Origin of the sequence: Prevotella lacticifex, from assembly GCF_019973375.1 — a bacterium.
Classification (GTDB): Bacteria; Bacteroidota; Bacteroidia; order Bacteroidales; family Bacteroidaceae; genus Prevotella; species Prevotella lacticifex.
In genome coordinates this window covers 397,091-412,843 of the sequence record NZ_BPTV01000001.1, presented here as the reverse complement: position 1 = coordinate 412,843, position 15,753 = coordinate 397,091, and the positions used below count along the sequence as shown (strand labels likewise).

12 protein-coding genes are annotated in these 15,753 nt (G+C 52.3%); 2 read left to right on the top strand and 10 right to left on the bottom strand.

Annotated elements, in window-relative coordinates:
• Positions 1-2 precede the first annotated feature (2 nt).
• From topA to LDN30_RS01550, 3 genes are all read right to left on the bottom strand, one after another.
• Positions 3-2,381: a type I DNA topoisomerase gene (gene topA, locus LDN30_RS01560; RefSeq protein ID WP_223928532.1), complete on the bottom strand. Its 2,379-nt coding sequence runs from the start codon at positions 2,379-2,381 to the stop codon at positions 3-5.
• A gap of 111 nt (positions 2,382-2,492) precedes the next feature.
• Positions 2,493-3,041 carry an NUDIX hydrolase gene (locus LDN30_RS01555; RefSeq protein WP_223928531.1) on the bottom strand — a complete coding sequence of 183 codons (549 nt, stop codon included), beginning with the start codon at positions 3,039-3,041 and terminating at the stop codon, positions 2,493-2,495.
• Complete coding sequence (locus LDN30_RS01550; RefSeq protein ID WP_223928530.1) at positions 3,029-4,477, bottom strand: sialate O-acetylesterase; 1,449 nt, start codon at positions 4,475-4,477, stop codon at positions 3,029-3,031. Before LDN30_RS01550 ends, LDN30_RS01555 begins: the two co-directional genes overlap by 13 nt.
• A gap of 110 nt (positions 4,478-4,587) precedes the next feature.
• On the opposite strand from LDN30_RS01550, the gene LDN30_RS01545 reads away from it, so the two are divergent.
• Complete coding sequence (locus tag LDN30_RS01545) at positions 4,588-5,412, top strand: alpha/beta hydrolase (RefSeq protein ID WP_223928529.1); 825 nt, start codon at positions 4,588-4,590, stop codon at positions 5,410-5,412.
• A 138-nt stretch (positions 5,413-5,550) separates the two neighbouring features.
• Entirely contained in the window at positions 5,551-6,168 is a 618-nt protein-coding gene (locus tag LDN30_RS01540; RefSeq protein ID WP_223926829.1) for an HNH endonuclease, read from the top strand.
• A gap of 747 nt (positions 6,169-6,915) precedes the next feature.
• On the opposite strand, the gene coaD is transcribed toward LDN30_RS01540, so the two are convergent.
• The 7 genes from coaD to LDN30_RS01505 form a co-directional block, all read right to left on the bottom strand.
• Positions 6,916-7,410 carry a pantetheine-phosphate adenylyltransferase gene (gene coaD, locus LDN30_RS01535; protein WP_373316478.1) on the bottom strand — a complete coding sequence of 165 codons (495 nt, stop codon included), beginning with the start codon at positions 7,408-7,410 and terminating at the stop codon, positions 6,916-6,918.
• A gap of 210 nt (positions 7,411-7,620) precedes the next feature.
• The gene (ruvB, locus tag LDN30_RS01530) at positions 7,621-8,652 is read right to left on the bottom strand and encodes a Holliday junction branch migration DNA helicase RuvB (protein WP_223926828.1); all 1,032 of its coding nucleotides are present in this window, start codon (positions 8,650-8,652) and stop codon (positions 7,621-7,623) included.
• A gap of 530 nt (positions 8,653-9,182) precedes the next feature.
• Positions 9,183-12,296 (bottom strand): efflux RND transporter permease subunit, encoded by a 3,114-nt coding sequence (locus LDN30_RS01525; RefSeq protein WP_223926827.1) that lies wholly within the window; start codon positions 12,294-12,296, stop codon positions 9,183-9,185.
• A 12-nt stretch (positions 12,297-12,308) separates the two neighbouring features.
• Entirely contained in the window at positions 12,309-13,379 is a 1,071-nt protein-coding gene (locus LDN30_RS01520) for an efflux RND transporter periplasmic adaptor subunit (RefSeq protein ID WP_223926826.1), read from the bottom strand.
• 166 nt (positions 13,380-13,545) lie between these two features.
• Positions 13,546-14,079: an LOG family protein gene (locus tag LDN30_RS01515; RefSeq protein ID WP_223926825.1), complete on the bottom strand. Its 534-nt coding sequence runs from the start codon at positions 14,077-14,079 to the stop codon at positions 13,546-13,548.
• A 47-nt stretch (positions 14,080-14,126) separates the two neighbouring features.
• Positions 14,127-15,269, bottom strand: coding sequence for a DNA-processing protein DprA (dprA, locus tag LDN30_RS01510; protein WP_223926824.1), 1,143 nt, complete (start codon positions 15,267-15,269; stop codon positions 14,127-14,129).
• Between the two features lie 39 nt (positions 15,270-15,308).
• Positions 15,309-15,713: an acyl-CoA thioesterase gene (locus LDN30_RS01505; protein ID WP_223926823.1), complete on the bottom strand. Its 405-nt coding sequence runs from the start codon at positions 15,711-15,713 to the stop codon at positions 15,309-15,311.
• Positions 15,714-15,753: the final 40 nt, after the last annotated feature.

The following is a 15,753-nucleotide window of genomic DNA, read 5'->3' as shown; positions in this document are numbered from 1 at the left end:
TGTCATTTCCTTCTTGATTTTGGTTCCGGTGCATTCTCCACAATCTCCTTACACTCCTCGTAGGTGAGTTCGGACGCACGTTCGCGCTGAGCCTTATTGAGGCGGTAGTTCTTCCCGTCGTAGGCGATGTAAGGACCGTAGCGGCCGTTCATCACTTCCATCTTCGGATCCTCGTCGAAAGCCTTGAGATGACGTTTCTTCTCGGCCTCCCGCTTCTGCTGGATGAGCTCCACGGCCTCGTCGAGGGTTATCGCCATGGGGTCGATGGTCTTCGGAATGCTTACATAACTCTTGTCGTGAAGGACATAAGGGCCAAAGCGTCCGGAGCCGATAGTGACATCGGAGCCCTCAAACTGGCCCACGGTACGCGGCAGCTTGAAGAGTTCCAGAGCCTCATCGAGGGTTATCGTCTCCATGCTCTTGTTGGCCGGAAGCTGCGAGAACCGCGGTTTGTCGTTGTCGTTGGCATCGCCAATCTGCACCACAGGACCGAAACGGCCAATCTTTACGTACACCGGCTTGCCCGACTTCGGGTCGACACCGAGTTCGCGCTCACCGGCTTTATGCTCCGACCGCGCGTTCATAACCTTCTCAACCTGAGGCTCAAAGCTCTTGTAGAAGGTCTTCATCTCCTTGTTCCACTTCGCTTCGCCCTCGGCAATCTTATCGAAGTCCTTCTCCACCTTGGCCGTGAAGTTATAGTCGAGGATCTCCGGGAAGTTCTCCATGAGGAAGTCGTTGACGACGATACCGATGTCGGTAGGTATCAGCTTGCCGCGGTCTGAACCGGCCATCTCCGTTTTTTCCTTCGTCGTAACAATCTTTCCTTTCAGCGTATCGACGGTATACTTGCGCTGGGAACCCTTCCGGTCGCCCTTCTCAACATACTGCCGTTGCTGGATTGTAGATATTGTAGGAGCGTAAGTCGACGGACGGCCGATGCCGAGTTCCTCAAGTTTATGCACAAGACTGGCCTCAGTGTACCGGCTTGGGGGCATAGAGAAACGCTCTGTCGACGTTATCTCACGGCGGGTGAGCTGGTCGCCGACCTTCATCACGGGCAGTTTCTGCGCTGAGTCGGCCGATGCCGACTGCTCATCATCATCCGACGACTCCTTATATACCTTCAGGAATCCCTCGAAGGTGACCACCTCACCGCTGGCGACGAACACCGGCGACGGGTGCTGTTTGGCGTTTACTGGTGCCAAAGCCTTGTCGGCATCGGCTTCAGCGGGCACTACCTCGATGTTGACCGATGTCTTTTCTATCCTTGCGTCGGCCATCTGCGATGCTGCCGTGCGCTTCCATATAAGCTCGTAGAGGCGTTTCTCCTGCGGTGTACCGTCGACGGTGGGCTTGCTCATGAACGTCGGACGGATGGCCTCGTGGGCCTCCTGGGCTCCCTTACTGTGGGTGACGTAGTTGCGCGGATAGCTGTAAGTGTCGCCGTAGAGCTTGACAATCTCCTCCTTACTGGTGTTAATGGCCAACGACGAGAGGTTGACGCTGTCGGTACGCATATATGTTATGTGTCCGTTCTCATAGAGATGCTGGGCCACAATCATCGTCTGGCTGACGGTGAATCCGAGCTTTCGCGCTGCCTCCTGCTGCAAGGTGGAGGTGGTGAAAGGTGGTGCCGGCGACCGCTTGAGCGGTTTCTTGGCTATGTCGGCAATTCTGAATTCAGCATTCTTGCACTTGTCGAGGAAGGCGAGGGCCTCGTCGTGGGTCTTGAACCTATGGTTGAGCTCGGCTTTCACCTCACTCTGCGAGCCGTCGGCATTGGTAAGGCCGAAGATGGCGTTCACTCGGTAGAACGGCTCACTCTCGAATTTCTGTATGTCACGTTCCCTCTCAACGATAAGGCGGACGGCGACACTCTGCACGCGTCCTGCCGACAGGGCCGGTTTCACCTTCCTCCACAGCACCGGCGAGAGGCGGAAACCCACCAGACGGTCGAGAACGCGGCGGGCCTGCTGGGCGTTGACGAGGTTCATGTCGAGGTGACGCGGATGCTCTATGGCCGCCAAGATAGCGGGTTTTGTGATTTCATGGAAGACGATACGGCTCGTCTTCGCCTCGTCGAGACCGAGAACCTCGCAGAGGTGCCAGCTGATGGCCTCTCCCTCGCGGTCCTCATCGGATGCGAGCCACACCTTCTTTGCGGCCTTAGCGTTCTTCTTCAGTTCGCTGACAACTTTTTTCTTTTCCTCCGGAATGACATAATGAGGTTCCAGGGTGTCAGTATCTATGCTCAGTTCCTTCTTTTTCAGGTCGCGGATGTGACCGTAACTGGACATGACTTTATAGTCTTTGCCAAGAAATTTCTGAATCGTCTTAGCCTTCGCGGGGCTCTCTACTATTACTAAGTTATCTTGCATAATCATTGATGGTAAGTGCAACATTCTTGAGCTCTTTCGATACGTCTGTAAGCTCAAAGGCGCAAAAGTAAGAAAAACTTTTGCTTACACATATTATAATAGACAACTTTTTTATTTTTTTAAGTATTTGGAGGTATTTCTTAGGAACTCCGTCACGGCCTTCCTGACACTCGCGAGACCAAAAAGTTCGGCCCGCACACTACCGATATCGACCCACTCAGCACTGGCGGCATCGTCGGCGGCATGCACTGCGGTGGCATTGCGGGTGCGGCAGAGGAAGAACGAATCGAGGGTGGGCACGTGGAATCCCGAATAGAGGTAGTCGTTGGGCAGACTGAAGAGGAACCGCGGGTCGCTGACCTCAAGGCCGGTCTCCTCCATAACCTCACGGGCGATGCCCTCCTCAAGGCTCTCACCGACATCGCTGAAGCCCCCGGGGAGGTCGAGGGTGCCCTTTGCCGGGTCGAGCTTGCGGCGGACGACGAGCATCCGACCGTCACCGTCGACGACGAAAGCCGCCGTGGCCGCACTGGGATTGATATAATACACAAATCCGCAGTCGAGGCAGTGCCGGCTCTTGAAGTCGTTGTCGACGAAGCGGGCACTGCCACAATGCGGACAGAATTTAAAGAAAGACAGCCGGGAGGTCATTTGTCCCATGTGTCTGTACGGAACGGAATTAGTGGCAGACCGCCCTGATTGCCGAGGTTGCCGAGCTGAAAGCTCTTGAAGCAATAGCGCACGGCTACCGGCGACTTCACATCTTTCGATATGACCTGAATCCATTCGTTGTGCGGATCGTTGCCCTGTTTCCAGTAGTGGCAGGCCTCAGCAGGATGGAAGACCTTGTCGGCACCGGCCACCTCGAAGCCTTCGATGCCGTCATAGCGCGACAGACCGCCGTAGTCCTTCTTCAGCTTTATGAAGCAGGTGTCGCCCGAAATCTCCATCTTGTCGAACTCCGGACTGTCGCAGTAGAGGTTGCTGAAGCCGTAGTTGTGGTTAAGGGCGATGAAGGCGAGGCGCTCACCGACCTGCCGTTTCTGGCAAGGATGAATCTGATGGCGCTCATAAGGATATACGAGGTCGTTGGTGCAGACCATGTCGCTGTTGGGAATGAGGTCCATAGCCTTAGCCTGCTGCTCGCGGAGCTTGGCTGCCTCGATGCCGGGACCGTAGTCGAAAGGAGCTATCTGGACGAAATAGAACGGCACATCGCCGAACGACGACCGCCACTGCTCGACGAGTTTCGACAGGCGGAAGGCGTAGTCGGTGGTGTGGTAGCCCACATTGCCGCAGCCCTGATAGAAGATAATGCCCTTGATGGTGCTGTTGATGACGGGGGCGAAGGTACCGTTGCCCCATACCAGCGTGCGCTCGTAGTCGTAGCGGCTGTTGCGTACTATCGACATCGTGTCGAGCTTCTCGTCGGTATATTTCTTCAGACTGGCCTCGTTGAGCCAGCTCTCCACGCGCGTACCTCCTTTATTTGCCTCGATGAGTCCTATAGGGATATTGAGACTGCGCGAGAGCATCCGGCCGAAGAAGTAGCCAGTTGCCGACTCGTCGCTGACATTCCGCATGTCGGAATTGCGCCACTGGCAGTTGGCGTCGGCGAGGGGTTTCATGCTCATCACACTCGGAATCTTGCAGTAGCGCAGACCACGGTTGTTGGCCGCGTCGGCCACCACATTATTATATTCCTTCACCGGACAGCCGTTGAATCCTTTCACCGGCATCTCCATATTGCTCTGTCCGGCACATATCCACACGTCGCCGGCGAGGACATTGCTTATCGTCGCGGCACCGTCGCCGTCGTCGAGGGTTATGGTCAGGGGCTCGAAACTGGCTGCCGGAGTCGAAACCTTAACAATGAATTTACCGTCCTTACCCGCCGTAGCGTGGAATTTCTCAGCCGTCCAGCTGGCCGACACGGTGACTTCCGACTTTGGCTTGGCCCATCCCCAAAGGTTAGCGTTGGTGTTCTGCTGGATAACCATACCGTCGGACAACAGATGTGGCAGGCGCACCTTGGCCTGCGACGATGCCGAGACCGCCAAGAGGGCGGTGGCAATTATTAAAAATCGTTTATACATATAGAATGTCTTTAGTTCTGAGTGCAAATATACTAATTTTTTATAAAACACAGAACACGTGACGGGGTTTTTAGTAACTTTGCAATGCTATAGACGAAATTAACACGATTATGAAACATTTTAAAATACTTCTTGTGCTGGGAATGCTCGCAACAGCCGTTGCAGCAAGCGCCCAGGAGACTTTCGATGCCACTCTGTATAATGGCCGTCCCACCTACGACAACGGTGATCCGAAGGACACAGCCAAGGTGCGTGTCTATCTACCAAAGGAGAGTGAGGCCACTGGCCGCGCCGTCGTCATCTGTCCCGGCGGAGGATACGACCACCTCGCCATAAAGAAGGAGGGCTACGACTGGGCCGAGTTCTTCCAGAACAACGGCATCGCCGCCATCGTACTAAAATACCGTATGCCCCACGGCAACCCCGACGTGCCCATCAGCGATGCCGAGCAGGCCATGAAACTCGTGCGGATGAACGCCAAGGGATGGCACATCGACCTCAACAATGTCGGTATCATGGGATTCTCGGCGGGAGGCCACCTCGCATCGACGATAGCCACACAGAGCACCGGCGATGCCAAACCGAACTTCCAGATTCTCTTCTATCCCGTCATAACAATGATGGAAGGCTACGGCCACGAGGGCAGTTTCCACAACTTCCTCGGCGATAACGACGGCAAGAAATACCAGAAGCGCTACTCCTCCGACATGCATGTCACCCGCGTCACGCCCCGCGCATTCATCGCTCTCAGCGACGACGACAACGTCGTGCCGCCCGCCAACGGTGTGAACTACTACATGGAGCTATACCGCAACGACGTCCGCGCATCGCTGCATGTCTATCCCAGCGGAGGCCACGGATGGGGCAGCAACCTCAAGTTTAAGTATCACGACGAGATGATGCTCGACTTCAAAGCCTGGCTGAGGTCGTTCTGATGGGGCTGAGAAACTATTTCCTTTTATGCGCGCGATGAAAAAATCTAAACTTCTAAATTAAGGAATTACCTTACATTCGAAATGGAAACAGCCGCTATGGGGATAAAATGAGGTAAAAAAAGCCAAAAACAAATGGAAATGACTGATAATAAGAAAAGTTCCACCAAACGTGCCAAATACAACAACTTCGGCGAATTGCTGTATTATGCTTACGCAAACCTGCAAATGCTCTGCTATGCATTGGGCTCGAACACTCCGAAATACGACAAGAAGTGTTACATGATACGAGCCAAGGCGTACAAAGCATACAAAGAAGGGAGATGGAATATCCATGACCTAATGCAACTGAACGTGGCTAAGATTAAGGAAAACAACTTCTGCTGGTATTGCGGCAAAGAGATGCCGCCAAGCAAGTTGACCATCGATCATGTCTTTCCACGCAATAAAGGGGGCAACAATGACATGGACAACATAATCATGGTCTGCAAGACATGCAATTCTTCAAAAGGTAACATGGATTTGTTCGAATGGTATTCCAAGGTTCAAAAGCATTGGCCACCATTGAACATACTTATACATTATATGAAGAATATATACCAATACAGCAAGGAGAATGGACTAATGGACAAGCATGCCGAAGAGATGGACTTACTGGAACTTCCGTTCAATTGGCGTTTTATTCCTATCCATTATCCGCAACCGGAGGAAATATTTCCAGAATGTTTTAGCAAAACAACTGAGCCAACACAGAAATAAAGCAGCTACAATAATATTTATTATTTCGTGGAATAACTTATAATCCACTTGCAGGGGCGGCCCTTGTGGCCGTCCGATTGGGCTGAAAAACCGAATAAAATATAATTATTTGGCTTTTCAAAGCCTGGCTGAGGTCGTTCTGATGGGGCTGAGGAGCACTCTGCTCCCCCGCCCTGCGGCCCGCGGCAGCAGCTCTTCATAATTTTCCATAGATGCTATAGCCGCTATAGAGGTCTATAGAGCCCTATAAATTCCTATTGATGCCTATCATTTCCTATGGCTCCCTATCAATTCCTATAGATGCTATAGCCGCTATAGATTTCTATAGGGCCCTATCAATTCATATAGCCCCCTATCAACTCCTATAGCGCCTCCTATCAATTCCTATAGCCTCCTATCAATTCCTATAGCTCCCTACAATTCCTATAGGCTGCTATAGGAATAATTTTCCTCCTCCATTTGACAGGCTAATCAATCCATCTTCCTCCTTCTCTTTTGTAAAGACAATTCAGAATTACGGTCAGTTCTTTCCATCCTTATAATCTATTGATATTCAACACCTTACAGAAACATGCCATTTGGCGTTCTAAAACGGGCCGTTTCAGCCTCTAAAACGGCCCGTTTCGCAAGCTAAAACAGGCCGTTTTGCAATCCCAAACGGTATGTATTGAAACCGTGTAAGGATTTTTCCCAAATAACAGCAATAAGAATAAACTTATCGTAAGGCCCGGCGGCACCACCTGCGGCCTACGGCAGGAACTCGTCGATGTCGCGGCCGAAGTAGCGGAGCTCACGGACAAGGGTGCTGCTGACACTCTCCAGACCCGGCTCGGCAAAGAGAAGGACGGTCTCAAGGCCCCCGAACTTACGGTTGAACTCGGCTTGCTCGCGCTCGTACTCATAGTCCTTCACCGACCGGACACCACGAACGATGAACCGGGCACCGACGCGTTTGGCCATATCGATGGTGAGATCGCTGTAGGCTATGACCTCCACACGCGGCTCATCCTTGTAGATTTTCTCGATTTCATCGACACGCTGGGATATCTCTTCCTCCGTATTCTTCAGCTTACTCATGGCTACGGCGATGACGAGACGGTCGAAAAGGGGGAGCGCCCGGCGCACTATCGAGTCGTGGCCGACGGTGAACGGATCGAAGGTACCAGTGAAAACGCCACAGCGCCCAGCAGGTGCCGGTGTGCTGTGGTGCTGGTCGTTATTTGTCATTTCATTATTCTTCATAACTGAGATGTTCTGAACTGAATTGGTTCAATAACGCTTATTTTCTGCGATTTCATCGGTTTGTCGCAGTCGGGGAAACCAAAAATACGTGGCTTACCGATGCTTCTTTTGCGCGAATTCATCGATTTGTCGCAGTGGGGAAGCGCCAAGGGACGCAGCCCAAAGATGCTTCTTTTCCGCGATTTCATCGATTTGTCGCAGTCGGGAGGCTCAGAACAGCGTCGGCTCCATGACGTTTCCCTTATACGGATTGCGGCCGAGATGCTCGTAAGCGAGCGGTGTGGCCATGCGGCCGCGCGGTGTGCGCTTGATGAATCCCTCCATGATGAGGAACGGCTCGTACACCTCCTCGACGGTTCCGGCATCCTCGCCGATGGCCGTAGCTATCGTCGACACTCCCACGGGACCCCCGCGGAACTTGTCGATGATGGTCAGGAGAATCTTATTGTCGGTTTCATCGAGTCCGTACTGGTCGATATTCAGAGCCTGGAGAGCCATCTTCGTTATCTCGCTCGTGATGCGTCCGTTGCCCTTTACCTGCGCAAAGTCGCGCACACGGCGCAACAGCGAGTTGGCTATTCGGGGCGTTCCGCGGCTGCGTTTCGATATCTCCACAGCGGCATCGTCGTCGATGGGCACCTTCAGCAGGCGCGCCGAGCGGCGTATAATCTGCTGGAGGGTTTCGGGATCATAGTACTCCAGGTGGAGGTTGATGCCGAAACGAGCGCGCAGAGGGGCCGTGAGCAGTCCGCTGCGCGTGGTGGCTCCGATGAGCGTGAAGGGGTTAAGGTCGATCTGGATAGACCGCGCCGACGGTCCCTTGTCTATCATTATGTCGATGCGATAGTCCTCCATGGCCGAATAGAGGTACTCCTCGACGACGGGACTCAGACGGTGAATCTCATCGATAAAGAGCACATCGTGGGGCTCGAGCGACGTAAGAATGCCGGCGAGGTCACCGGGCTTGTCGAGCACCGGACCGCTGGTAATCTTGAATCCCACCCCAAGCTCATTGGCAATGATATTGCTCAGTGTGGTCTTTCCCAGTCCGGGAGGACCGTGAAGGAGCGTATGGTCGAGGGGTTCGCCACGGTATTTGGCGGCCTCTACGAACACGCGGAGGTTGTCGACAACGTTCTTCTGTCCGCTGAAATCGTCGAATTTGAGAGGGCGCAGGGCTTTCTCAAACTCTTTCTCGGCGGCGCTGACGTGCTCGTCTCTTATATTAAAATCGTCTGGCATATATATCCTTTACTTTCTTATGACGTGCAAAGATACTATATTTTTCGGTTTAAACCAAATGAAACATCATACAATGAAGAACCATATATTTTGGTATTGACAACATTCATGCATGTTGCTCATTATTGAATTGGGACATTAATAAACTAAAAACAAAAAAGAACTAAGGTAAAAGTAGAAGAAAGCAATCTGTGTGGTGATGTTAGCGCCAATGAAAGTAAAGCATTCATCACTATAGTATGTGAATGTTGCAAGTGGAACTTCTCAAATCAATTTGTCGGCTACAGGCTCGAAGATTCTGAATTCCCAATTAGCCCAGTCTGAGCGAGCGCAGTCAGGGATTGCCAACCAACTCGTACGTCATTGAGAATCGCTTCTTTTGGTTTGATACTAAAAAGTCAGTGGAAATACAGGAAGTGAAAAGTCTTTGAGGAACTCATTGTTCCTCAAAGACTTATAAAAAGTATTGATAATAAATGGCGCTAATAGTTGCGGAATCAAGGGGGACTATTATTTAAGGTTTGTCCGTTCTACCGGCTCATCATCCTCACCTCGTTTCCGAGTCGTTTTGCGGGGTCTTGCATGAATCTCCAGTAAGCGACAGGCATTACAGCGAGTATGAAGAACATCGTAATAATCGTTCCCCAGAAGATGACTGCGGCCATTGGCATCCACAGACTGCTGCCACCCAGCAGCATCGGAACGACGCCCATCGAGGCACATGCCGACGTCAGGAATATCGGGCGCATACGTTCTTTTGCCGCCTCGAGAATGGAGTCGCGCATTGTCATCTGCTCCTTATTGTACAGTTCATGGGCGTAGTCAAAGAGGATGATGCCGTTTCTGACGAGTACTCCCATCAGCGACACGAATCCGAGGACGCATGTGAGACTCAGATCGATGCCGGTGAGAATGATGCCGGCGGCAGCTCCGAAGACGCAGAGCGACAGGCTGGCGAGCATTATCAGCGACTCCCTCACATCACGGAAATGCCATATCAGTACGACGAAGATTATGCCGATGGCGATAATCAGTGCCACGATAATGTTCGGCATCTGCTCCTGGTCGACCTCATACTGTCCTCCGTAGCTCACCTGCACCTTCGGCGGCAATTTCATACCATTCACCATATTCATTATTTGTCCGGTAAGCTTCTCGACATTCTTGTTCTGGTCGACCTCTGCAATGACCGATATGGTTCTCAGTCCGTTGCGGTGCACGATCTGTCCGTACTCCATTTTGTTCTCCACGGTAGCTATTTCCCTCAGCGGAACAGTCTTTATTCCTCCGAGAACAGGTATCTGCTCGTTGAGTAAGTCGGTGATTGAGGCATTGTTGCTGCGCTTGGACTTTATCACAGCCTGCGGTCCGTAGTCGCCGTCCCACATCTGGCACACTGGCAATCCGGTGGAATAGCGCGACAGAAGGGTCATCTGGACGATGGCGTTAGTCAGTCCGAGCCGGCTGACGGTATTGTCGTCGACCTTCACCCGCGTTGTGGCGAGTGGCTCCCGGAAGTCGGTACGCACGAGTTCCAGCCCGTCGACATGCCGCAGGCGCGCCACTACGCTGTCGGCAGCGGCAGTAATATCGGCCAGGTTATTTCCCGTCAGCCTCACCTCAATAGGATTCTCTTCCTTGCTGTACGACAGATGTTTTATCTTTACAACTCCCTCCGGGAAGTAGTTTTCATATTTTTTCTTGGCCTCCTTGACTATATCCTCGGTGGCATCCATGCTCTTGGTGTTGACGATAAACTGCGCATAGTTGTCACCGGGTATCTGAGGAGCGTACGTTGTCTGGAATCTCGGCGACGACATTCCATGGAAATTAGCCACCGACACCACTCTTGGATCCCGTCGGAGCATATGTTCGAGCGAGTCGGTGACCTTGTTCGTTCCCGCCACGGTTGTTCCCGTTGGCATGAAAACTTCGACAGCGAACTGGTCGCGCTGTGCCACCGGCATCAGTTTCTGTGGCAGATGGACAAAGATTATGGCGCCCGCAATGATCGTAGCCACAGCGGTGCCGATAGTTATGCGATAGTGCTCGAAGCACTTCTCGATGGCCTTGTTGTAGAACGCCTGCATATAGTCGAGCAGGTTGAATGCTTTCCGCCCGTTAACCGTTACTCCCGTCTTTATCGGTTTCCTGATGCAGTAGTACATAAGTATAGGCAACAGTGTCTGGGCGATTATCATCGAGATGAAGAGCACAATGGATATGGCCCACGGAAACATTTTCAGGAAGTCGTGCATGATTCCCGTCATTGTAATGAGGAACGGGAAGAACGTGATACTTATGCACAGCGTAGCCGAGAAAATACTCTTCAGGAAATGGTTGGTGGCCTCAACGGCACTTTTCCATCGTGTCATTCCCGCCGCAAGATTATTGACATATCCGTCGATGATAACGATGGAATCGTCGACAATCATTCCGAGGGTCATGATAAGTGCCGCAAGCGTAACGGTGTTCAGTTCGAGGTCGAAGACGTAGAACAGTCCGAGTGAGATAAAGATTGTCACCGGCATTGTCGCCGCAGCCACCGCGGCCACCTGCCGTGGCATGATGAGCACAACGACGAGCAGTACGGTGACGATGGCTATGAGCAGCTCACGCAGGAAGTCAAAGATTGAATCGTCGACGACCTGCTTCTGGTCTGTGATCTTGCTTACCTTCACATCCTTAGGCAGTTCCCTTTCGATATTGGCGAGCTTATTGTTGACCTGCGTACCCATTTTGGAGATATCTTTTCCTTTTTTGTTTGTCACCGAGAGCATCAGCGCCTTAGTGCCGTTGACGGTAACATACTTGTCGAGGTCGGGATACTCATATTTCACGTCAGCCACGTCCTTCAACCGCACGATATTTCCGCGCATGTCGCTGTAGACGACGGCATTCTCGACATCGTAAATCTTGTTCAGGCTTTGGTCGACATATATCGGACTCTTATAGTCGGAGCCGCCTATACGTCCGCCGCTGCTCGTAAATCCTTTTCCAGCCAGCACCTGCGCTATCGACATGTAGGTCACCCCGTAATGTGCCAGCTTGTCGTTGTCGAGATAGATGGCTATCTGCGGCATCTGCATACCCACTACACTCATCTTTCCAACGCTGGGAATCATTCGCAGCGAGTCCTCAACGGTCTTCATATAGTCGTTAAGTTCGCGGTAGGTCTTGTCCTTACTTTCCAAGGATATGAGTTCAGAGCTTACATCACCGAAATCGTCCTGTACTCTCAGCGCTATGACCCCAGCCGGCAGATTGGAGGCTTTGAAAGTCTGCACGCCATGCTTGAACTTCGACCAGAACTCGTCATTGTCCTCAAGATCCTCGTTGAGCTCCACCACTATGATGCTCATGCCGGCACGCGAGTACGACACCGTCTTTTCCTTCAGCACCTCCTTGTATGTGAAGATATAGTTCTCCAGCGGTTTTGTCACCTGCTGCTCCACTTCCTCCGAGGTCGCACCAGGATAGACGGCGGCAACAATGCCCTCGCGGACGGTATAGTCAGGGAACTCATTCTTGTTGATGTGCACGAGTCCGAAGACGCCGAGAGCCACAAGGCTCGTCACCAACAATATGACTATCTGCCTGTAGTAGAGGCATATTTCCTGAAAAGGTCTTCTTTTCTTTCTCATGGTTCCAGTCCTCTACTTAATTATTTGACAAGGAGTATTCTCGCTAACCATCTGCTGTCCTGCTACAATAAGCTTGTCGCCCGGTTCCAGTCCTCCACCAACTCGCACTCCCTGCGACGTGTCGGCTACGTAGTCGATAAACCGTTTTGTAGCCCTGCCGTTCTTAACTATCCATACGAACATTCTGTTGTCAGGATTGAGCTGAACGACATTGGCCGGAACGAAGATGCTCATCTGTCCGCGTGTGAAACTTGTATATACATTACATATCATTCCCGGCAGCAGCTTGTGGTCAGGATTATCGACAAGCAACTTCACGCTGTAAGAACGGCTGAGGGGATCGGCGTCTACACCTTTCTCCACAACCCGGCCATAGAAGTCGGCACCACCAATGGCGTCACATCTGACCATCATCATCTCGCCTTTCCGTATTTTGTCGATTTCCTCTTCCGGCACGCTGATTTTCACCTTTACCTTATCTATATGGACGAGTTTGACGACCATCATTCCAGGTATAACGTTCTGTCCCACTTCGGCGTTCTTCTCTGCCACATATCCGCTGAAAGGCGCTGTGAGCCTCGTATCGTCAGCAGCTTTATTGGATATACCCTCCAATGCCGCCGCTGAGTTGACGGCTTCCCTCGCCGCCTCGAGCACCGTCTGCGCCGAGACGTACTTCGATTCGGAGATTACTCCTTGTGCATGCAGACTGCGAGCACGGTTGAAGTCGTCCTGCGCCTTTCTCAGTGCAGCCAGCGCCTCGCCGGTCACGGCGTGCGCCGATGCCCTGGCACCGGCCTGATCGACACCGTCGACGGTAGCCACGAGCTGGCCCTTGCCGACGGTCTGGCCTTCATCGACATCCATAGTGCGGACAGTGCCTGCCACGGAGAAACTGAGACTGACACCGCTCTCCTCCTCCACCGTGCCGGAGAAGCCGCTCTCACCGTTCACCTGAACGGAGCCTACCTCCATGACCTTCACCCTCACCGGTGCATTCGATTTGTCAGGATACTTGTTTCCACAAGAGCCACAGACTGCAATAGTCGCCATGGCTAAGAAAAATGACTGTAAGAATTTCATGACTGATTTGTCCATGATTAATGTCTATCCTAATACTTTCACATCCTCGCAATGCTGTTGCAAAGCCTTTGTACAGCGACCGCAGGAAAAGAAGCCGTGTCCGGCCGCTGTCATGCAAAAGTACTAAATAACGACGACAAAACAAAGAAAACCTCGAAAAAAGGCATCAATCAGCTATTGCCGCTGCGAGTTCATCAAGACTGCCCACGAATTTTATGCAGTCGGTGTATTTCCCGCGTATCATTCCACGCTGCTGGAGGTCGTCGAGGAGGGCTCTGAGACTGTCCCAGAATCCACGGATGTTATACACTACCAACGGTTTCTGATGATAGCCGATGGTCCGGCTCGCGGCGACGGTGAAGAGTTCGTCGAGTGTGCCGATGCCTCCCGGCAGCACGACAGCGGCATCCGACTGTGCCAACATTAGGTCCTTGCGGTCGGAAAGGTTGTCGCAGGGTATCTCAACATCGATGAATTCGGACGCTCTCCCACCCTTTTCGAGTATCTGCGGCACAACTCCTATGACCATGGCACCGGCCTCGTGGGCACTATTCGCGAGCCGCTCCATCAGTCCGGTGTTCGCTCCGCCATAGACGAGCGTATGGCCTTCGCGGCCAATCCATGCGCCGAAGTCATCGACTTCCTTGGCAAACTCGTCAACGACGCTGTTGTTTGCCGAGCAAAAAACTGCTATCTTCATTTTTAATCTGTTTTTTATTACGAAATAATTTGTTGTGTTCAATAATGTCAATGGCCTATAAGATGATAAATACTCCCGGCCAACGGCTTTACGATACCTTTGAGTTCCATCTCGAAGAGCATTGCCGAGAGCTGTCCGACGGGCAGCGATGTGGCCGCCGAGAGCATATTCAGATGCTGGTCGTTGGTATCCTTCAGAGCGTCGACGATGGCTTGCTCGCCTTCCGACAGGTCGGGGAAGAAGTCGCGCTGTATGCCTTTCTTCCGGGCTTCAGCCAGCCTCACGTCGTCGTTCCAGCCCATGGCATTGACGAAATCGTAGGCCGAGGTGATGAGCGCAGCGCCGTTGTCACGAATAAGATTGTTGCATCCCTCACTGTATTTTGCACCTACAGCACCCGGGAAAGCGAACACATCACGGTTGTAACTTCTTGCCATGCTGCACGTTATCAGGCCACCTCCCTTTGCCGCGCTCTCCACAATGATTGTCGCATCGGAGCATCCGGCGACGATACGGTTACGACTGACGAAGTTCTTCGCAACCGGCTGAGTGTGAGTCATATACTCGGTGAGAAGCCCACCCTGGTGGATCATGGCTATGGCCGTGTCGCGATGGACCCTCGGATAGATGTCGTCGAGACCATGTGCCAGAACGCCCACCGTCTCGAGACTGTTGTCGAGAGCCTCCGTATGCGCACAGATATCAATGCCATAGGCCAGTCCGCTGAAGATGAGAACCTCCGGACAGAGTTCGCGAAGGTCAGTGACAAAGGCCTTTATAAGGTCCCTGCCGTAGTTCGTACACCTCCGTGTGCCTACGATGTTTATAGTGTGTCGCGGGTTGAGGTCGGCCGTTCCGAGATAATACAGCACCAGAGGTGCGTCGGCACACTCCCTCAGTCGCTGCGGATACCGTTCATCCGAGATGTCGATGATGGCTATATTATGTTTCCGGTCGTATTCCATCTCCTCCTCGGCACGTGCCAGTGCTGCATCAGCATTGGCCAGTCCCTCAATGAGATAGCGCGAGGCATCGGGTATAGCCTCCCGTATATTATTGCGGTGGGCCATAACAGCCGTTGCCGAGCCGAGCCGCTTGTAGAGTTCTCTCACTCCGGCCGGATGAAAACGGTCCATGCGTGTGAGCGCCATAGCGTTGAGAGTTTCCTGTTCGCTGTTTGTTGTTGGCATAGCAATTGACAAGGTTTAAAATACCGCTGTGGCGGCACGTTATTTCACATACGGCGAGAAGGCCTCCTCATAGTCCTGACTCAGTGCCAGCCGGCCATTGACGAGAGTCACAAGTTCGGCCGTGCAGTGGAAGCACAACCGTTCATCGGAAGCTCGGTAGAGGTCGTGGGTGAACACATATCGCAGTCCTTCCTTCCGCAGATTCATCCGTGATATTATCTCATCATCGCATCTCAGAGGAGACTTAAACTGCAGGTTCATCCGTGCTACCACGGCATCAACGCCTTTCTCGTGGAGTTTTGAGAAACTCACACCGATACTCTTCAGAAACCGGTGACGTGTGTGTTCGGTATAGTGGAGGTAGTTGGCGTTGTTCACTATGCCCTCAATGTCACACTCATAGTCCCGGACCTCCATACGGGTTTCAAAGATATATTTCTCCATTTTATGCTGTTTCTTTGTTTATTTTAGTTAATTTTCTTCA